This window comes from Agrobacterium sp., assembly GCF_059499945.1.
In genome coordinates this window covers 1-19,700 of record NZ_JCABZP010000023.1, presented here as the reverse complement: position 1 = coordinate 19,700, position 19,700 = coordinate 1, and the positions used below count along the sequence as shown (strand labels likewise).

General features: G+C 55.0%; 19 protein-coding genes and 1 pseudogene. 13 read left to right on the top strand and 7 right to left on the bottom strand.

The features are described 5' to 3' along the window. Positions 1-742: 742 nt before the first annotated feature. The 5 genes from AC5I5B_RS25925 to AC5I5B_RS25905 form a co-directional block, all read right to left on the bottom strand. A complete protein-coding gene (locus AC5I5B_RS25925; RefSeq protein ID WP_495752944.1) occupies positions 743-2,368 on the bottom strand; it encodes an anti-phage dCTP deaminase in 1,626 nt (541 codons plus the stop codon). Between the two features lie 161 nt (positions 2,369-2,529). Next, complete coding sequence (locus AC5I5B_RS25920; RefSeq protein WP_495752943.1) at positions 2,530-3,444, bottom strand: ImmA/IrrE family metallo-endopeptidase; 915 nt, start codon at positions 3,442-3,444, stop codon at positions 2,530-2,532. 4 nt (positions 3,445-3,448) lie between these two features. Further along, on the bottom strand, positions 3,449-3,940 hold the full coding sequence (locus AC5I5B_RS25915; protein ID WP_495752942.1) for a helix-turn-helix domain-containing protein: 492 nt from the start codon (positions 3,938-3,940) through the stop codon (positions 3,449-3,451). Between the two features lie 8 nt (positions 3,941-3,948). Continuing rightward, positions 3,949-4,563, bottom strand: coding sequence for a GNAT family N-acetyltransferase (locus AC5I5B_RS25910; protein WP_495752941.1), 615 nt, complete (start codon positions 4,561-4,563; stop codon positions 3,949-3,951). Positions 4,564-4,565: 2 nt separating this feature from the next. After that, a complete protein-coding gene (locus tag AC5I5B_RS25905; protein WP_164517709.1) occupies positions 4,566-4,772 on the bottom strand; it encodes a transcriptional regulator in 207 nt (68 codons plus the stop codon). Between the two features lie 162 nt (positions 4,773-4,934). On the opposite strand from AC5I5B_RS25905, the gene AC5I5B_RS25900 reads away from it, so the two are divergent. From AC5I5B_RS25900 to AC5I5B_RS25870, 7 genes are all read left to right on the top strand, one after another. Next, positions 4,935-5,789: a multiubiquitin domain-containing protein gene (locus tag AC5I5B_RS25900; RefSeq protein WP_495752940.1), complete on the top strand. Its 855-nt coding sequence runs from the start codon at positions 4,935-4,937 to the stop codon at positions 5,787-5,789. Beyond that, a complete protein-coding gene (locus tag AC5I5B_RS25895; RefSeq protein WP_495752939.1) occupies positions 5,786-7,198 on the top strand; it encodes a ThiF family adenylyltransferase in 1,413 nt (470 codons plus the stop codon). Before AC5I5B_RS25900 ends, AC5I5B_RS25895 begins: the two co-directional genes overlap by 4 nt. Next, positions 7,198-7,566, top strand: a complete 369-nt coding sequence (locus tag AC5I5B_RS25890) for a ubiquitination-like system serine protease family protein (protein ID WP_495752938.1) — start codon at positions 7,198-7,200, stop codon at positions 7,564-7,566. Before AC5I5B_RS25895 ends, AC5I5B_RS25890 begins: the two co-directional genes overlap by 1 nt. A 381-nt stretch (positions 7,567-7,947) precedes the next feature. Continuing rightward, on the top strand, positions 7,948-8,991 hold the full coding sequence (locus AC5I5B_RS25885) for a M48 family metalloprotease (protein WP_495752937.1): 1,044 nt from the start codon (positions 7,948-7,950) through the stop codon (positions 8,989-8,991). Then, positions 8,988-9,605, top strand: coding sequence for a dCTP deaminase (gene dcd, locus AC5I5B_RS25880; RefSeq protein WP_495752936.1), 618 nt, complete (start codon positions 8,988-8,990; stop codon positions 9,603-9,605). Before AC5I5B_RS25885 ends, dcd begins: the two co-directional genes overlap by 4 nt. Before the next feature lie 86 nt (positions 9,606-9,691). Beyond that, positions 9,692-11,272: an AAA family ATPase gene (locus AC5I5B_RS25875; protein ID WP_495752935.1), complete on the top strand. Its 1,581-nt coding sequence runs from the start codon at positions 9,692-9,694 to the stop codon at positions 11,270-11,272. Further along, positions 11,259-11,858, top strand: a complete 600-nt coding sequence (locus AC5I5B_RS25870) for an HNH endonuclease family protein (RefSeq protein ID WP_495752934.1) — start codon at positions 11,259-11,261, stop codon at positions 11,856-11,858. The genes AC5I5B_RS25875 and AC5I5B_RS25870 overlap by 14 nt, the downstream gene beginning before the upstream one ends. Before the next feature lie 81 nt (positions 11,859-11,939). Here AC5I5B_RS25870 and AC5I5B_RS25865 read toward each other — a convergent pair whose 3' ends face one another. Next, the gene (locus AC5I5B_RS25865) at positions 11,940-12,158 is read right to left on the bottom strand and encodes a hypothetical protein (protein ID WP_495752933.1); all 219 of its coding nucleotides are present in this window, start codon (positions 12,156-12,158) and stop codon (positions 11,940-11,942) included. 792 nt (positions 12,159-12,950) lie between these two features. Here AC5I5B_RS25865 and AC5I5B_RS25860 point away from each other — a divergent pair. From AC5I5B_RS25860 to AC5I5B_RS25845, 4 genes are read left to right on the top strand one after another with little or no spacing between them, the layout of a single operon-like run. Continuing rightward, positions 12,951-13,535 carry a hypothetical protein gene (locus AC5I5B_RS25860; RefSeq protein ID WP_495752932.1) on the top strand — a complete coding sequence of 195 codons (585 nt, stop codon included), beginning with the start codon at positions 12,951-12,953 and terminating at the stop codon, positions 13,533-13,535. Continuing rightward, the gene (locus tag AC5I5B_RS25855) at positions 13,532-14,908 is read left to right on the top strand and encodes a 7-cyano-7-deazaguanine synthase (protein ID WP_495752931.1); all 1,377 of its coding nucleotides are present in this window, start codon (positions 13,532-13,534) and stop codon (positions 14,906-14,908) included. Before AC5I5B_RS25860 ends, AC5I5B_RS25855 begins: the two co-directional genes overlap by 4 nt. After that, positions 14,848-16,098 (top strand): ImmA/IrrE family metallo-endopeptidase, encoded by a 1,251-nt coding sequence (locus AC5I5B_RS25850; RefSeq protein WP_495752930.1) that lies wholly within the window; start codon positions 14,848-14,850, stop codon positions 16,096-16,098. Before AC5I5B_RS25855 ends, AC5I5B_RS25850 begins: the two co-directional genes overlap by 61 nt. Before the next feature lie 16 nt (positions 16,099-16,114). Then, the gene (locus AC5I5B_RS25845; protein WP_495752929.1) at positions 16,115-16,684 is read left to right on the top strand and encodes a PIN domain-containing protein; all 570 of its coding nucleotides are present in this window, start codon (positions 16,115-16,117) and stop codon (positions 16,682-16,684) included. A gap of 29 nt (positions 16,685-16,713) precedes the next feature. Here the strand turns inward: AC5I5B_RS25845 and dinB are convergent, their stop codons facing one another. Further along, a complete protein-coding gene (gene dinB / locus AC5I5B_RS25840) occupies positions 16,714-17,787 on the bottom strand; it encodes a DNA polymerase IV (protein WP_495752945.1) in 1,074 nt (357 codons plus the stop codon). Between the two features lie 355 nt (positions 17,788-18,142). Between dinB and AC5I5B_RS25835 the strand changes: the two genes are divergently transcribed. Both AC5I5B_RS25835 and AC5I5B_RS25830 read left to right on the top strand, forming a co-directional pair. Continuing rightward, positions 18,143-19,246 carry a nucleotidyltransferase family protein gene (locus AC5I5B_RS25835; protein ID WP_495752928.1) on the top strand — a complete coding sequence of 368 codons (1,104 nt, stop codon included), beginning with the start codon at positions 18,143-18,145 and terminating at the stop codon, positions 19,244-19,246. Between the two features lie 218 nt (positions 19,247-19,464). Further along, a pseudogene (locus tag AC5I5B_RS25830) lies at positions 19,465-19,629 on the top strand (IS21-like element helper ATPase IstB); the annotation flags it as partial. Between the last annotated feature and the right edge of the window lie 71 nt (positions 19,630-19,700).

Here is a 19,700-nt window from a genome sequence, read left to right as displayed (position 1 = left end):
TTAAGCCCGAGAAAATTCTACTTTTGAAGCCCGTTATTCGGCGGGGGGATTACCGAATGAGATCGAACCACTGACAAAATAGGAATCGAACGTTAAGATCTCAGCGTGCGAGTATGGCGCTGGCATGGAAAGGCGCTGCGGAAAATCACCGCATTCGAAACGTTCCCACCTGATACGCAGGCCCGTGAAATATATAAGAAGCAGCCCTAAACCGCCTCCTCGATCCGCCAATCCATCCTCGATGAAGTCGAGAGTTGACGATTAAGATAGGATCGAAATAGCCCAAGATGCTCTGCATCAGGTAAGAGCACCATGATACAGTCTTCCTCTCTTTCGAGAATTTCATGGTGCAATCTGTTCGAGAGGGGGCCGCGATCCAACATGAAGTCGGCCGCTCGGAGCTCGTGCCACGGGATGTGCGCCTTCGTGTAATACGCGTGGACGCTGGCAAATCTAGCAAATACGTGAGATCGGCTCGTGCCAGGCAAATCGAACCTGATCGCATGTCTCGTATCTAGGACAACTTTGGGCTGAATTGACGCAATCAATTCCATGAATCGCCGTCCATGAAGAGGAGCCATCGCAATAAGGATCACACGCTTTTCCTGAACCTCCCCGTCGAGGTTAAAGCTGAGCTGCTCTTCAAATTTTAGCTTGCGCTTCCCAACAGTTACCCTTTCCTGGACTGCGCGCGGCAGTACCGGGTCAGAGGCAACCAATCTGAGATGCGACGGTATCTTCTTCACTTCGTCAACGCAGCCTCAAGCTCTGGATAGCCAACAGTCAGCGACGACCACTCATCGCCCCACTCAGGCGGTTCCATTTTGAATTCCCCAGTTTGTTTGTCCTTCAAGCGCCAAGTCTTCTCGAAAGCTCTGAGATATAGGCGAGGCGCGACACCTACAAAAGGTTTAAATAGAACTTTCCCAGGAGTGACCTCCTCCTTGCGGCTCTTGTCACGCTCCTCGGCCATGGACTGCCGGCGCGGGGGTATCCATTTGGCTTCATCGACCTCTATCGCGTCGCTATGAAGCGTCGTCGCTAAGCTTTTTGGATAGGGTTCAATGTACTGTACTTCGTAGACGCCCGCACTAACGATATGGCGGGCACAATAGTGACAGGGAAAGGTGGTGACAAACAGGCGCGTTCCGACAGTCGATACTCCCTCGCGGCCAGCCGATAACAGTGCGTCCATTTCGGCGTGCACTGCACGAGAAAACTCGATAAGCCCACCAACAGACGTCTGGCGAAGACTTGCGGCGAGTTTTACGCGATCAGTGACAGCGGCAAGTTCCGGAATCGCCGAAATCAATTCGTCAATTATTCGGTTTTGCTCGCGGTTACTGCTGCAATATGGACTAGACGAGCGAAAAACACACCTGTCGTCATGGAGGCGGTTAGCGGCACCACCTGTTTCTCCATAGACTCCCCCGCCAGCAGCGGGCACCTCGTTCGCGCCTGTGGCCACTACTGTCCCGCCATCATCAAGAACCGCCGCCCCAACTTGCCGCGACATGCAGGCGCTACGGACACGTGCAGAATGGGCGTGATGCATTGCGGTTTCTTCAATTGTCGGGCGAACGACCTTAGAATGTGAAATGATGTCGATAAGCCGGCCGCACTTCTCATCCAATAAATGTTGATCGTCATTGACGTCGTGCGTTGTATTATCAATGAAGAAATCAGCCTCGTGAAATGCTTCTGTTACGTGCTGACCATGCTTCTTAGTTACATCGTCTGCATCTCTCTTAACGAATTCCTCAACTTTTTTAATATTCTCTAATTTACTGCTCTCTGGTATTGTAAAATATTTCCCTAGTATTCGTCTCTTTCGTTCATTTTCCTCACAGACGACTGCAACAAGTGCAAATGAGTTCCCGTACGTCCGTCGCAAGACGTTTACCTCAGCGGGGTGACGTATTGAGTCAATCATGTATATCCGCTTGACATCATTCGGAATGACGGCTTCACCGCGAGTGTACTTGACCTTCTGGGCATCCGCTCGTTTCTTGGCAATTTCGCGCATCACGTCGCGAGCGACCGCCGCGGTATCGCGCCGGCGCATTTCGTCACCCAGATCTTGCATCTGCTCGACAACGGAAAGGGTCTTTGAGGAAGGAATGGTCTCGGATGGGCGATTCTCAGCCGCCCAGCCCTTGATCAGATCGCTGGCCTTTATGATCTCACATTGATAGCCGGCTTCCTCACCACTTCTTTTGAGTGAGTTGACGACGCGCGATCCTCCTGCTCCCACAGGGCCTACAACGGCGAAAAACAATTCGCGAGATCTAGAGCGACCAACGATATCGATCGCAAGCCCATCCTCTTCACCCTTGTTTCCGAAAAGAATCGCCTCGACATTACTCATCCAAGTGCCCCGTTTACGAACATAGTTTCGCTCTAGTAAAGCTTGCATGCCGGGAAAAAAATGTCATCCCGTAGAAGTTGTCGTTCTGGGATTGCTACCGATATTTGGTTCTCAAGTTTGGGTATTTTCGACCCGGCGCATCGCAGCGTTGACCAGTACGATCACAATCTAACGATCCGCGCCAGGGGGTGCCGGTAGGTGGCCAGCGTCAAGCAATCATATGTGTTGGAAAATGACTCGAAGAGGAAGATGTGTCGCTCACCCCGCCGATCGGTGATACTCACCTCTCCCGAACCGAGCGGGCCGGCTTTGCGGAAGAGGCAGTAGGTTAGAATCTCGCGTCTTAGGCGCTCGACTGGTAGGCTTTCGAACATTGACCTGTACGCCGGCGACTCTACGACGTGCCGAAAGGCGGCGCCAGTTCCGTCGTCGGGATAGCGAGGGTGACACCCAATCAAGCCGATCATCGGGACATCCTTGTGAGAATCCTCGATGAAACGCCAAAACGTGGTCGTATAGGTATTCCCGAAACTTCCCTTCAGAGCTCGTATCGCATCGAGGCTCGGCGCTGAATCGTTCGCCGCAACTCGAAAACGAGATTGGAGGAAAAGAAGCTGGCCGGCGGCATAGTTCGCCTCGGCCTCGATCTGTGCATGGCAACTCGGGACGAGCGAGTGCTCGTTGTCACCCAGCATCAGATCCTCATGCCACGGCAAGATGCTGTGGCCAATTTCATGTGCTTCGTTCCACCGCTGTTTCGCATCTGGCTGTGCCTGATCAAGCAAGATGCGTTTGCGGTCGGGAAGATATAGCGCCCGCAAATCGAGTTTGCGGACGGCGTCCAGAAGGAGACCGGGGCGCTTGAGAACCTGCGTCCCAGCCACTGTCAGCTTGCTGATTGTCTCTCGCAGGAAGCTGTCATCCGTACTGGAGTAATAGCCCCGATCGAGTTTCAAGAGTTCGCGCACATCCTCGAGCCGCAACGGCGGTTCCGGATTTCCAAGTCCACGAAGAACCTTGTTGACCTGGTTCTCAATGTCAGAGGCCGTCGATCGGCTGAGGATGATATTGCGCACTTCGTCAGCCCTGTTGCTTCTGCAAGTATGCGACGAACTCTTCGAGAGCTCGCTGCTCATCGCGCGACAGTTTCTGCGGCGACTCGCCGGATCGTGCTGCGAAACGCAAAGCCTGTTCCTGCAGGCCCGGTCTTGCAACCGTATTTCCGGAAAGCTGCTGCAATGCCTTGTGTGGCAAGTCGAACGTTTCCGCGAGGCGATATACAGCCCTCGGCTCCGGTCGGAAATGCGCATCGCGCTCGATGCGCATAATGTCACCCACATCAAGGTCGAGCCGCTCAGCAAGCTTTTCGACTGTCAGTCCTCTACGCCGTCGCATGGTCTCGACGAGCGAACCGAATGCCATACGGATCGGATCCGCGATGTTTGCAACAGCGGCTTCAATGTCGGTTTCGTCTGGGGTCGGGTCCCTGGCGAGTCGGCCGGCGGAAATCTCAAGATCGCCTTCCTGCTTGGCTCTCCTTACGAACCATTCCCTCGTGATTTCGAGTTTCATGGCTGTTCCTATCCTGAGAATGCGTCGGCCTGGGCCGATGTCATCTCAAAGTATCTTAATCCTTCGTAGGTTCCGTCGAGGCCAAGATCGGTCATGCCGCAGGCATTCGCATAGAAGGCTTCTGCACTCGGAAGGGAATGCAGGCCGATGCGACCGCGCAACTCGTGGTCTCGACTGACTTCAATTGCGGCGCGGATCATGATTGTACCAACGCCGCCGAAACGGGGGACATCTACGATGGCTTTGCGGTTCCAAGGAGCTGTCTCGATATAATCGACATAGACCAGGTCCTTGCCTACCTGTTCGGCAACACGGCAGCGTGCGCGCGCAGTGTTAAGCTGCATCAAGCCTTGTAGTTTGCCTTCACAACGAAGCGCAAATGTCTGGAAAGCAAGCAGCCCGTCGATCGCGGTCACTTTGTCTCTCCACGTCCAATGCCAGCCTTCCGGCCAATCCGCAGGACTCAGGCCCTTGGCCATGAGCGCTCTGATCCTTTCGACGGTGACCGGCTTCCATTCGGTTTCCACCGAACGAAGGTCAGCCTCGCTTATGGTCTCGATGAGCTCCGCAGCCACCGGCTCGCCGGTGCGTTTATCGGTCAGGAAAACTGGATGGGATGTCACGATTATAGCACCATGAGTTCTGCTTTCTCCTTCTTGGCTTCATCCTCGAAGAAGAGCTTACCACCTTGATCAAGGCGCACGTCGACAAGCTGATACAGCCTGAGCGCCTGGCGAAGCACTGCCGTCTTTGACAGGTCTTTCTTATCGCAGAGATCCTGCAAAACCTGCATCTCGGCGTCAGTGAGATTGAGGGTCATTGTTTTCTTCATTGTATCCTCCAGCGAGATTTGGACTCCAAAAAGATAGATATTTTACTGAAATAGTCAACAAAAAAAATTCATCGAATGGCTATTGCATAGCTAAAATATAGCTATTATTTATGGATGCAGACGAGGCGATGGTCGCCTTGTCGGCAACATAAGGTCCTCCCAATGACTGACAATGTTCTCGAACGCCGTCTCACCTTCGACGTCAAGATCGACGGCAACCCCTTCACCTTCAATGACCCCATCGTTACGGGTGAGCAGATCCTGCAGAAGACAAAGCTCTTCCCGACGGACGAGCATCTCCTGTTTCACGAACTCGATGATGGCCAGCTAGAAGAAATCCGCCCGGACGAAAGCGTTGATCTCCGCCGCGCGGGTCGTGAGCAGTTCATCACCTTCAAAAGCGACCGTTCGTTTCGTTTCGTTCTCGACGGCCGCAAGTTTGAATGGGGTCTCCCCTTCATCACCGGCCTTCAGCTGAAGCGCCTCGCCGGCGTCGATCCCGGCTCATATGGTGTCTGGCTGGCTCAGCGTGTCGGCGACGACCGTCTGATCGGCAACAAGGAGAAGGTCGATCTGCAGGGTGACGGAACCGAGCGTTTCTTTACCGGCATCGACACCACCACCGAAGGCGCGGGAGCAGTAGTGCTCCCGCCCGAGGATCGCGAGTATCTCGTTAATCAGGGTATCGCCTTCGACGAGGTGATCGAAGGTAGCTCTAAGGCGATCGTGCTCAAGGGCTGGAGTCTGCCGCCGTCGCGCTTCGATGCGGGTGCCGCCGATATCCTGGTCTTGCTCCCGCCGGCATATCCGGACTGCGCCCCGGACATGTTCTATCTCATGCCCTGGGTCCGGCTTGCCGCAAGCCAGCGTTATCCCAATGCAGCCGATCAGCCGCACGCCTTCGGCGGCAAGTCGTGGCAGCGCTGGTCTCGCCACAATGATGCCTGGCGCCCGGGTGTGGACGGCATCTGGACGATGCTTCGTCGCATTGAACGCGCCCTGGAGATCGCAGCATGATGGCGCCGGATCTTACTATCACGAACCACCACCTCGCCTTGCTCGGGGAGACGCTCTGTCGCCCGGACGGTTTGGAGCACGCCGCATATGTCCTGTTCGGCACCTCGCGCATCGGCCAGGACCCGTTTGACCACGAGCCTCGCCTCAGGCTGCTGGTCAAGGAGGTCCTGCCGGTCCTCGACGAAGAAATCACGTCCGCCGATCACCAGCATATTTCCTGGAGCACGAAACGGTTCGTCGAATTGCTCGCACGCGCCGACCGTGAGGGACTTCAGCTCGGCATCGGTCATTCCCATCCGGGCGGGCCTTCGCACTTCTCGGGTCAGGATGACCGGAATGAAGCCGAGCTGGTTCGGCTGGCGCAGAATCGTAATGGTGATGAAGCCGTGATGCCGAGCCTGCTGTTCGTCCGCGGGAGGCTCGTTGCGGGCCGTGTGTGGTTGACCCCGGAGAAGGTCACCAATCTGAGCTTCGCCCGGACGATCGGGGGCAGCTGGACGACGACATTCTTTGCTGAGCCGGAGCGTGGCCACGCGCCTGCGCTCGTTCGCCAGGAGCTGGCGCTTGGCGCGGGCTTCACAACACAGATCCGCCATTTGCGGGTCGGCGTTGTCGGTGCAGGGGGGACTGGAAGCCCGATGCTGCAGCAGTTGCCGCGTATGGGGGTGAAACACATCACAGTATTCGATCCCGACCGCGTTGAGCATTCGAATCTCAATCGTCTCTACGGTGCGACTTGGCAGGACGCCGAGGAGGGCGTGAAGAAGGTCGAAGTCGCAAAGCGCGAGATCGAGCGTATGGGCCTCGGAACGCAGGTCATGACGTTTGACAGCTGGATCGGCTCGGCCGAATGCCGAGACGCATTGAAGTCCATGGACTTGATCTTCGGATGCACGGACGATCATGACGGCCGGCTGCTACTCAACAGGCTGGCGTACTACTACCTCATTCCCGTCATTGACGTCGGGCTCTCGCTGCGTGTGGCCGAACGGCACGGCATCTCGTGTCTTGAGGCTGACGGCAGAGTCACCGTGGTTGAGCCGGGGAACAGCTGCCTTGTCTGCCGGCGCATCGTCAATGCCAGTGTCGCGGCTGAGGAGGCATTGCGCCGGACGGACCCGGAGGAGTTCGAGCGCCGGAAGGCCGAGGCCTATGTCCGCGGCGAGGGCAATCCTTCGCCGGCCGTGATCTCCTTCACGACCTCTGTTGCGACGATGGCAGTGGAAGAGCTGATCCAGCGTGTCAACCGGTTCCGTGGGGCGGAGGGCGACGTAGCCAATCGGGTGCGAAAGTTCCACCTGTTGGAGGATTTTCGTCCGGGCGCCAAGAAAGAGCCCTGCCGTATCTGTGGCTCTGACCGTGTTCATGGTGCCGGCGACGTCCAGCCCTTTCTCGGGAGGGCTGGCTAATGGTGCGTCACACGATCGCAACACTGCTCACGTGGCTCGGGCTGATCGAGAAGCCGGATTTCTTAGTATCTCACAGCCTTGATATGCCTGCGCCGGAGGAGTTGCCAAAAGGTAGGGCCGTTGTCGTTGGGCCGCCGCAACGGCCGAAATGGGTCACGTTTCAGTGCCCGTCTGGCTGCGGAACGCCGCTGCTGTTGTCGCTCAATCCCGAGCGTCGGCCGCGCTGGTCGATCGATAGAGATTGGCTGGGGCGGCCGAGTATCCATCCCTCTGTTCGCAGAATGGACGGATGCCGCTGCCACTTCTGGATGCGCGGGGGGCGGGTCGAGTGGTGCAAAGATAGTGGGGGAATTTTTCCAGAAAATTAGTGGTTGATGTTCCACACTCAACTTAGCCGGGTTACTCTCACTTGATTCGGCGCGAGTTGGGGGACGTTATGCTTGCAGCCATGCCATCGGAAAACAACAGACGCCTTGAGCTATTCCGGCTGGCATTGGTCTTGATCGATCGAGGTAACCGCGAGCTTCCACATCCCCTCTCGCTCCATTTCGATGACGTTTTGCACCAAGCGAGAATACTTTCTGATGATCCTAGTGCGGTCTCTCCGGACGTGACACCGCAGGCCGTACAGCTTGCGAACGACATGCGCGTCTACGAAGGGTTGCGCGATGCCTTGGCGGGCGTCAACTCCATAGGAGACGTCAGTCAAACCGTTGCTCACGAGGTGCTCCGAAACCTGGAGCCGAGACTTGCATCCGCGTACTGACCTTGCGCTGCTTGCCGAGAGCTTGGCGCATCTTTCAAAGACCCCTTACTTTAATCGGGCGATCGAGAAGCACGCCTACGCATTGATCGATGTGATCAAGCATGCGCTCACAAGCTCGCCGCCATACGATGATGAAATCCTGCGCTCCTTTGCCGACAAGGTCTGGACGTGTCATCGCTACCTGCAGGGCTCGACGACAAAGGAAGCGCCTTACGAAATCGAGTATTGCATGCGTCATGCGATATCCGACTGGCTGACCGACCCGTGTCTTGTCACAACGGCGCTTACCGACAAAAAAGACTTCCACCTCAAACCCGGCGATCCCTGGGACTTTGTTGCTAAGACGATGGACAGATATACCGGGCAGTTGCCGCAGGAAAAACTGATCTTCATCGGCGTTCCGCGCATCTATAAGCACATGCCGTTGTTTTGTGCGGCTCTCTATCACGAATTGGGGCATTTTGTCGATTTGGCGCGGAATGTCACCGATGTGACGTTTCTTACACATCCTGTGCACGGTGTCTCTGACGGTGTGCAGGAGGTTCTTCAGAACCATCGTCGTGAGCATTTCGCGGATCTTTTTGCCGCGTGCTACGTCGGGTCTGCTATTGTCGACAGTATCCACGCCATCAATCCCCACGCCGATCATAGCAACACACATCCTGCGACGGCGACGAGGATCGAGGTCATCAGGTCATTTCTTGCCGGCGAGGATTTTGACGAATTGTCGATGTACCAGGGAGCGTTGCAGAAGCTCGGCCTTCCTCGTTTAGAGCAGCGCTACGCCGTGCCGGCGATCGAGACTGCGTTTGACGACATTCGACCGTACACGGTCTCGGACACGCCGGAGCTGCATGGCATGATGGCGGCTGGCTGGTCTTACCTCGGAAAGGTGAAGTCGGGTGATGGGCCGCAGTGGGCTGCCGACGCCAACCAACTCGACGTTGTCCGGATTGTGAATGACCTCACTGAGAAGTCGATCCGTAACGCTTCGATCCGCAGTCTTTGGAACGAGGTGCCTCAGTGATCAGGAATGAGATACTTGAGCGCCTCTCCCGCACAGACGGCCTTCGCCTCGGGATAGAACCCTTGCTTGATGAGAAGCAGATCGGGGAGATGACTGTCGATCTGAGGCTTGGATATGATTTTCTGGTCTCGATTGTGACGAGGCGCCCCTACATTGGTGTGGCGCGCGACGATGAGCGTTTCAGACCGATCTCCACCTATTTTCAGCCGACGCGGCGAGAGCTCGGTGAACGCTTCATCCTTTACCCGGATCAGGTCGTGCTGACGACAACGTTGGAGTACATCGCGTTACCCAGCGATTGCTACGCCGATGTCCTTACCCGAAGCAGCTACACCCGTCTCGGTATCTCGGTGAGTACAATGGTACAGCCCGGATTCCGCGGCTGCTTTTCGATCGAACTATTCAATCACGGCAACAATCCGATCGAGCTCGTCGTCGGTGCGAAGATGTTTCAGATGCGCCTCACGAAGTTGTCGAATGCACTCACCTACGGTGGACTAGACAGAAAGTATTTCGGAAATGTAAGGCCTACTCCGTCGCGAGCCGCAGATGATGAAGACCTGCAAAAGCTCAAATCGATTTCCGAGCGACAACGATTAATCGCCTATAGGTAGATGTCGGCGCTGGGACCGAAAGGACGAGTCAGAAGGAAGAGGCTGACGGGCTCCGGCTAATCGGTACCGGGATCGATGTAGCATGAATGGAGTGGCATATCTTGAGAAGCAATGTCGGCATGCGATCTGTGAAGCGTGGCTTCCATATGATTTCATTTGAGACCAAATCGGCCCATGTTCCCTTATTCGTCAATGAGCATTTCGAGCACGGCGCCAAGGCGTCGATCATAATCGGCGCCAACGGCTCAGGGAAAAGCCGAGTTCTTGCTGCGATCGCGGACGAACTTTGCAACATTAAGGCTATCGTGAACGGTCGCGACGATGCTCTTCCATCACTGCGCATACGCAGCTCGCAGCTGTCACTTCCGAAGCAAGACGCCGATTTGACGAAAGGCGTCACCACGGACCGCTTTGACATGAGGCTTTCCTATTGGCTTGATGGTTCTGTATGGTCGGTTGAACGGCGCGAACGTACCCTGGCGGTGTCGCGGGATGGACGTGAAGTCCCGGCCAGCGAACTGATGTTGCCCGACAAGGTTTTGGCGATTGCCCACCTGCCGATGGACCGGTTCCGATTTGCGGGCCGCGATGACGATGGGTTCTATCAATACCTCGGTCTTCGTCAGTCGACGAACATGACGTCGACCGGTGCCATTGAAACCAGTACGTTCTTCAGCTTCCTCACTGCAATTCGCGAGGGGACGACGAGCCGTCTTAGCGAGCATTGGTTCCCGTATCTGAACCTCGATCTTCCAATATACGGCGAGATCACCATTGAGCCCAGATCTCTGGCCCTCATGCGGAGCTTCGAAGAGTTTGTAGCGAAGGCAGTTCAATATCTCTCGAGGCGAAACAGCCCTGTTACCGGGATGATGGAGGAGAACCGTCAGGCCGTAATCGATGATTTGGAAATTGTTTGGTCATTGATACGACGCCTTCGCGACTATTCACATCGCGTACCCAGTTCTCGCGGTACAACTTTTCGTTTTGAGATACTGCCATCGTTTCCGGAAATCGGTGGCGACATTGATTATTTTGTAAAGGCCCTTGAGATTGGCCGGCGTCTAAGGCTGTTCGGCGGGGGGCGGCTTTGCTTCCACAAACAGGGACGCTTGTTTACGTTCGGTGACCTAAGTTCCGGTGAACAACACATCCTGAGCACGGTTACGGGACTCGTTGCCAATCTCGCCGAGACGTCAGCGGTTTTTATTGATGAGCCAGAGGTTAGCCTGCATCCTGCTTGGCAGATGCAATATGTTCCATCCCTTCTGCAAACGTTAACGGCGTATCCCGCCACACATGTCGTGATTGCAACACATTCGCATTTTCTCGTGTCCGATCTCCAGCAACCAGTAGGTTCGCTGACAGTTGCAGGAGGTCCATCGGATCGGGCGTTCGAGGCCTATGATGGAGATGTTTTCGGGCGATCACCCGACAACATCCTTTATCGAGTCTTCGGCATCGGAACGTCAGGTAACAGTTACGTCGAGCATGATCTGACCGTCGCTCTCGAGATGATTTCCGGCACGCGCCGTAGAAATCTTGCAGAGCTAGGACGTATTTATCGGCGGCTAGTTCCGATCGCCGCTCCGGACAATCCGGCGCTTGCCGAGATTCTGCGCTCGATCAAAGCTTACCTCGGTGAGAATAACAATGCTGAAGCTTAGTGCCTGTGCAGTCATCGACCCCGCAGTCCAAACGGCTCTCGACCTCATTTCGGTCAATGTTCGTAAAGAAGCGTGGGGTCGGCAGACAAATAGCATCAAAGCTTTCAAAAAAGCAGTGAAGGATCACGGCATGCGGGTCCAGAAGGGGAAATGCGTTTGGTGTGAAGCCAGAGTCGGACACCGCGGGCGACGATCTGCTCACCGAGACCACGTTGCACCCAAGGATCTTTATCCAGACTGGACCTTCGAAGCGAAGAACATCATTCTGAGTTGCGAATATTGCAATGGCTTCCAAGTCAAGGAGGCGCTTGATACGATAAAGGTCCGTGCCGCCGACTATTCAAAGTGCAAGTTTTGGATTGTTCACCCCTACTTCGACGATCCGGCGAAGCACATAGGCTTCATTATCAAGAAGAATCGCGTTGTCATTAAGGGGTTGTCACAGAAAGGAATCTGGACTGTTAGAGAGCTGCGCCTGCAAAGTGCAACTGCGACTGCAGCTAGGGCACTCGAGATCGTAATCGACAGGGCAAGGTTATCAGCGAAAGATTTGTCGCTTATCAGGCAGGCGATGGAAGCTCTTTAAGCAGAAATGCCGATATCGATGCACTGACGAGCATGGTGAGCCAAAGGCCGCACCACACTGTTCCATTGCGATCGGCGTTTGTCAATGCCGCAGTGCATCGACAATGACCTTGAGCGCGGGGAGGGCCTGGCGGCGGCTGGGATAGTTGAGATAGTAGCCTTCGAAGAAAGGGGACCAATCGGCTAGATCCCGCTGTAGCGCACCAGACGCTATATACATCTCCACATAGGCAATATCAAAGCCACTGATCGCGGTGTTGATCATGGCATAGGAGTTGTTGAAGATGAGTTGGCCGTTCACACGGCAGTCCAGAGCTTACTTCAAAATGGAATAGTTAAACGGGGCGAGGTCATTCAGATTTTGCCGAGCGCGTCGCCGCCCAAGGCTATTCGCGTTGGTTAGAGCGTTCACCCAGCTGGGGAACTGGGGCGGAGGCTCGGCGCGTCCAAAATGTCGAGACCAACAAGCTATTCTGCTTCGGCAGCCGACGGGAATTGCAAATTCGTTTATGTTGTTACCTTTTTCAAGGCGACACCCATGCGGCATTGGGCCGGGTCACACCGTTATTACGCTGGGGTTGCTTAATCGATTCAACGTCATAGCAAGCTTTGGATAGGCGCTGGCGGTTCGATTCCTTTCAGGAGAAGGCCGGGGGCAGCAGGAAAAACATCAAGGACCGCCTAACGCTGGTTTTGATCGAACGGGTTGGTCTCTCTAACGTCGTACATCGCGCCTTTCATCGTTTTCAAGATATCGTCGGCAAACGCGTCTTTTCCTACGCGCCGAAATGCCCCGGCCGAATGCCCTCCGTCGAGCAATCTCCCGAGGACTCCCGATTCGTCTCGCACGGATTTCAGCACGATCTGGGCTTCGATAGGTGATCTTTGGAAAAACGCTTCCCTGCTTCGCCTGTCCTAGAATGTCGGAGGAGAGATGCAAAGGGGGCATCACCGCTTGTTCTGTTGTCCCGAGGTTTCTGAGATCTGGAAGTGGACAACCTATGCGATTCGTATCTGGCGCTAATCTCTTAATGCGAGAGAGTTGACATTGGCAGATAAAAAAATCAATACTCCTGACATAAGGAGATGCTTTATGAGCGACGGTCCGCATAAAAGTCTGCCACTTCGTCCGAAATATAGGCGCGTTGCTGAGCGCGCCTATAAGCCTGCATTCTCGATCTCGGAAATCTGTGAGACAGCTGAAGCAGCGCTTATCGGCGATGCTCGAATGGAACTGCGAAGCGTCGTCCGGCAGCTGATTGACATTGTCTCAGGAGCTGACCTGTTCAGCCGAGATTCAACAGAAGTTCAGCGACAACTGAAAGAGCTTCGTGTCGATCCTGCTGTACATCCGCTTGCGGCGAGCACTGCTGAATGCACGGAAATGGCCGTGCGGCAGGGCCTCAGCGGTTATGCAGCCCTGGAGGACGGTGTTGCGACTGCTCTAAGCGAGCGGCTGAATGCCAATGGCCTCACCACAGAGGAACACTACCTGGCCGAACGCGGAAACGGCGCCAGCCGTGTTATCCGTGAACGGATGAGGAGTGTCAGTGCAACGATGGAAGAAAGTGGTACCTTTTTCCGAATCGCTCGGTCGATATTAGGGGATCGATCAGTCTTGGTCACGAGGCTTCCGGCGGCGCGCGGTGGTATCGACGATGGGGTGGCGCTGCGATGAAAATCCTCGAAGGAGAGTATCCGACGCTCAAAGTTGCGGTCACCGAAAAGGGTATGAAGGCGAGCCCAGATTTTCTGCCTGTAGAAATCGGTAAAACTATCGTTTTCAAGATGAAGCATCTGGACGATTATCGCACGAAGAACTGGGATAGCCGGATTTATGATGCGCTGACGCTGATTGCCGCTGTCGAGTTCTGCGATAAGGCCTGCAAGCGGCCAGCCTGGGGCTGGATGCGGCGCTTCGAGGTGATCTTGCCTGTCTTTGAGCAAGCTCACTGGGAGCATCCAGATAATGTCTCGGCTCTAGTTTCGGCACTGAAGTTGCTTACCGGCGATGAGTGGGTCTTCACTTTCATCCGGCGAACCAAGGACTCGGAGGAGGATGTAGGTCGACAGTCCCGTCTTGAGTTTGGGGACAGCAGCCGGATCGTCACGCCATTTAGCGATGGCCTCGATTCAAGGGCCGTCAGTGCGCTACTATCGGTTGGTGGTCGTTCTGATCGACTTATTCGGTTGCGCGTAGGCTCGAAGAAGGACGATCGTCCGCGCCGTGAAAATCGCAAGGTGCCATTCCTCAACATTCCTTTTAAAGTGAAGCCGGGACCTGGTGGGTTCAACGAGTCATCTGCTCGAACCAGAGGGTTCAAGTTCACGCTCTTGAGCGCCATTGCGGCCTATCTCTTGGGGACCCATGACGTTGTCATGCCGGAAAGCGGGCAGGGCGCACTCGGCCCCTCACTGGTCCAGACCAGTCACGGGTACGAAGACTACCGAAACCATCCGCGCTTCCTGACGAAAATGGAACGGTTTTTTGCAGCGCTGTTTGGTTACCAGGTGACCTATCGCTTGCCTCGGCTTTGGCGGACCAAAGGTGATACCCTTCGCGAATTCGCCGCTCTCGGTGGCGATGAGTCGGAATGGCTTCAGACGCGTTCGTGCTGGCAGCAAAACCGAAACTCGTCAGTCGATGGAAAATGGCGTCATTGCGGGATTTGTGCGGCATGCATGCTTCGCCGCCTAAGTTTTCACGCTGCCGAAGTCGAGGAGCCAAAGGATAGCTATATCTGGGAGAATCTAACCGCTTTGGATTTCAAATCAGGGGCCGCTGCAGGTTTCAACAAAATTACGGGCGCGATGGAGCAGTATGCGATTGCCGGCACTCTGCATCTTGATCATTTGGCAGATTTGCGCTCTTCACCCGTGCAACGGAAGCGCATGATCCGTCACGCATGGCAATTGTCAGAAGAGTTGGATATTTCCCCTCAGGACGCAGAGGGCGAGCTCTTCGGATTGCTTGACCGGCACGAATTGGAATGGAAGGCATTTATGAGGGATCTGGGACCGAAGTCATTCGTCGCTCAGTGGCTAACGTGATGGCCACGAGCACGATCAACGACAAGCTATCTCCAGAGGAACTGGGCGAGCGGATTCGCATCTCGCGCGAGGCAATGGGGCGAACCCAGGCCGAGACCGCAGAGGCGATCGGCGTCGCACGCACGACACTCGTTGCTATGGAGAAGGGCGCCAGGCGGATAAAAATCGGTGAGATTCAGTTAATTGCCCGATTCCTCGATACCAGCGTCAACGCCTTGGTACATAAAGAGGCGGTGCATGTAGAGTTGATGCCGAAGTTTCGCAGGCTCTCCGACAAGGAGGAAGCGCCAGTCGCCGCTGCTGCGGAGATGATGGCGCAACTTGTGAAGGCAGATGTCGAGCTCGAGGCGCTGCTTGGCGTCGAGCACGTCCGTAACCTTCCGCCGGAACGAAGAATCCTTGGCGGTGATGTTCGACAGCAAGCCGAGCAGCACGCGTTGGAGTTGAGACATTGGCTTGGCCTCGGTTTAGCGCCGATAGCTGATATCATGTCCTTGCTCGAGCTGCAGATGGGTGTGAGGGTCTATGCACGCGGACTCGCGGGAAAGATCTCCGGGTTATTTGCTTTTGATGAACAGGTTGGCGCCTGTATTCTGTTGAACGCGAGACATCCCCTCGATCGCCGCACCCAGACCGCAGCTCATGAATTGGGACATCTGGTTGCGACGCGAGGCGATGCGGAAGTTTACGATATCGACGAACTGGAAAGTTCACGCGAGGAGAAGTACGCAAACGCATTTGCCAGGGGCTTCCTTACCCCTGCGCAGGCTGTTCGACAAAAGTTTGAAGAAGTGACTGCCGGTGCAGCAAGCCTCACGCGCAGGCATGTGATTGTTCTCGCGCATTATTTTCACGTCTCGCGAGAGGCGTTGGTTCGTCGGTTGGAAGAACTTCAACTGACGAAAAGGGGTACTTGGGACTGGTTCGTCCAAAACGGCCACATTACGGATGAGCAGGCAAGGCAGGTGTTAGGTGATGCTGTCCAGACCGATCGGCTCAAGGACGACTCTGTGAGGCCAGTTCCTCTCAAAACCAGTCTTCTGGCATTCGAGGCAGCGCAACGAGGCCTCCTCAGCGAAGGCCAGATTAGCAGGTTGCTGCACTTGGACCGCATTCAAGTGCGTGACCTACTGATGAATGTCGGCGCGGAAGAAGGTGGGGCCAATGCGGCAACCTCTATTCTTCGTTGACCGGCACGTGAGTCTGGTGGCAGACACCAGTGTGATAATCAATCTGAACGCAACCGGCCTTGCGTCTGAGGTCTTGCGAACATTGAACGTCGTTCTTCTGGCCAGCACCGTCGTCAGGGGCGAGTTGATCGTCGACCGCAACAACGGTCGCCATGATGGTGGCTTAGCCGCTGATCTGGTTGCCAGCGGGCAGCTTGAATTTCGCGAGTTCGATGAACAAGGCGAAGATCTGTTTGAGGCTTTGGTTACAGGAAGTGCCGAAGCCACACTTGACGATGGTGAAGCTGCAACGCTTGCGCTTGCTATGTCGGCCGGGCTACCTGCAGCTATTGACGAGCGCAAAGCAAATCGGATTGCTGCCGAGCGATTTCCGGAAATGAGATTGCTATCGACTGCCGAACTCCTCAGTTCGGAGATACTTATTTCGTCGCTAGGCGTTGAGGCAGTAGCTACGGCTGTCTTTACCGCTCTACGTGACGCCAGAATGGCGGTTCCAGAGTTGCACCATCCGTGGGTTGCGGATTTGCTCGGGGAGAAAATTTCAGAGTGTAGAAGCCTTCCCGCCTCTTTACGCCAACGATCGTAACGTAAGAAATTTCTGGCAAGTCACCTCGATCACAAATCGAACCCTAGCTGGATTTGATTGCCATCATCAGTGCCGGCGCGGATTGTCAGTGAAGAGAGTGTCACACCAAGCAGCCGAACGGATCGTTTAAACGGGTATATGCTGGCGAGCAGTCCGGAAGCAGCCTCTAATATCTCGTTGCAACTAGCGAAACAGAACGGACCAGTTTTACTACGTGTCGACTGAGTGAAATCGCCATATTTGATCTTCACGGTCACCGTCTTTCCTCTGAAACCCTTCACCTCGCAGTAGCTCCACACTTTCTCTGCCAACGGCTTTAATTCGCTGGTCGCTAGACGGAGGTCATCTATATCCTCGACGAACGTGTCTTCTGCGCCGATTGATTTTCGCGGTCGGTTAGGACAAACCTCTCGCTCGTCAATCCCTCGCGCTATTCCATAAAAATGCGGCCCGGACTTACCAAAATTCTGTGTGAGAAATTGAAGCGACTGCGCCTTCAGATCCGCGCCGGTTTCGATGCCAAGCCGATGCATTTTCTCCGCGGTTGCCGGCCCGACACCATGGAATTTCTTCACCGGGAGCCCTTCGACGAAAGCCGACCCACTCTTAGGCGTGATCACTGCCTGACCGTTTGGCTTATTGAGGTCCGACGCCATCTTCGCAAGGAACTTATTATAGGAGATGCCAGCTGAAGCATTTAGCCCGGTCGCGGCTTTAATCTTCGCTCGAATCTCTGATGCAATCTCGGTGGCGATTGGCATGTTCTTCAAGTTCTCAGTGACATCGAGGTACGCTTCGTCGAGAGACAGTGGCTCAATGAGCGTCGTGTACTCAGCGAAGATTTCTCGGATTTGAAGCGAGATTGCACGATAGATATCAAAGCGTGGTTTTACGAAAATGAGGTCTGGGCATTTGCGAGCGGCGATCACCGAAGGCATGGCGGAGTGGATGCCTAACTTTCGTGCCTCATAACTCGCAGCCGCGACGACCCCTCGCGCGGCTGGACCACCCACGGCGATGGGTTTGCCACGTAGCTCCGGATGGTCTCGCTGCTCAACTGAAGCGTAGAACGCATCCATGTCGACATGAACGATCTTGCGCATTTTCTGCGAGACACCCTGGGCCACGAAAATCGCTCCTGCATCAATAGAACAAAACAGGAACATAATCTATTTCTTATGTCGATTCAATCAGCTGATCGGTTGGGTCATGCAGCTTGTGTGTTGGTCGCAGGTTCAGATCCCATCAAGAGCAAAAAACTATTTTGGAATAGCGAGGTTGATGGTTCCTTTTAGGTGACGCTGAATTTTTCAATTGTTGCAGATTACGTTCGCCTGGAAAAGATTGACGATTTTGGCCCGTTGAAAATCTCAACGGTCTGTGTCGTATTCCCGTTGTCCGGCTTGCGAAAATAGGTTGACTATACTAGATTTGAGGAAATGTTATAGGGCGCCTCAAATGAAGCAAATCGACCTCATGTTCCGGACGATGGTCGCGGAGTTACAGCAACGGACTTTTGATGCGCAGTGGTCGGCCGATTTCCCCCCAACTGGTCGCTTTGTCTCGGTCAAGGTCGACAACCGCTCATACTGGTATTTCGACCAACCGGATGGCAAAGGTGGTCAAAAGCGCCGCTATGTCGGCCCTGCTGATGATCACGAGATCACAACCCGGGTTGAAGCCTTCAGGGGCGAAAAGGACGATTACCAGAACCGGCGAAAGATAGTGGCGGCACTGACGCGCGAAGCGGGTCTAATTGCTCCGGATCGCTTCACAGGCACAGTTGTTGAGGCGTTGGCATCGGCTGGGTTATTCCGGCTCCGTGGTGTCCTCGTCGGCACAGTCGCGTTCCAATGTTATGCGGCCCATCTCGGTATCCGCCTGCCTATGGCTGCGATCCTGACAGGTGACGCGGATCTGGCTCAAGATTACGCGATCTCGAGCGAGGTCGAAGATTCAATTCCGCCGATTGTCGCTCTCCTTCAGTCCATCGATCCGTCATTCCGGGCCGTACCTCATGTTTCTGGCTCCCCTCGCTCCAATGCTTTCCGCAACTCGACCGGTTACCGAGTAGAGTTCCTGACGACAAACCGGGGATCGGAAGATTACGCGGATCAACCGGCGCAAATGCCGGCTCTCGGCGGAGCGTCTGCCGAACCTCTGCGATATATGGACTTCCTCATCCGTGATCCGGTGCGAACGATCTTGCTGCATGGTGCCGGTGTCTCGGTCGTGGTGCCCGATCCATCACGGTTCGCCGTTCACAAACTGATCGTGGCCGGCCGGCGTCAAGATGATGCCGGTGGCAGGGCAAAGAAAGAAAAGGACTTGCGTCAGGCCGGAATGCTGTTCGAGGCATTGCAAGAAACCGGAACTGGCCGCGATCTGGCAGATGCTCTTCGCGAAGCATGGGGCAGGGGCCCATCTTGGAGAAGCGCTATCACAGCGGGCGTTGATGCCGTCCAGAAGCAATATCAACCGGCCATCCATCGCACGTTCGGCATTTTACCGGCTGATGAAATAGAAAAGTCCCGAGTCCTCGTACGGGAAAAGAACGCTTGATAAGAAAGTAGATATCCAATCTAACAAAGGAAATAAATTGGATCTGGATTATTCAGTCGGGGTGCTTGGGTTCGAATCTCATCAAGAGACCGGAATTGCTATCCGCTACCAGGAATGATCGGATACGATTTTACAGCTTCGCCACCGCTTCTGCTTCTGCCTGCGTCAACTAAGACGGGTAGTCTTGTACACTCGCTACCTGCTTGGGCCACGCTGGACTCCTGCAGTCGGAGATCTCCGAGAGACAGGCCCGGTCCATCCGCTACCAGCTCAGCATCGCCAAATTGCCTTTGGCAAAAGACATCGACGGCTTCGACTTCGCCGACACGCCCGTCAATGAATCTCGGCTGCTCTTTCGCTCTAGGGCGACAGGATGTTTCGTTTATCGCCCGCAGCGGTGCGGTAATCCCCCCGCCGAATAACGGGCTTCAAAAGTAGAATTTTCTCGGGCTTA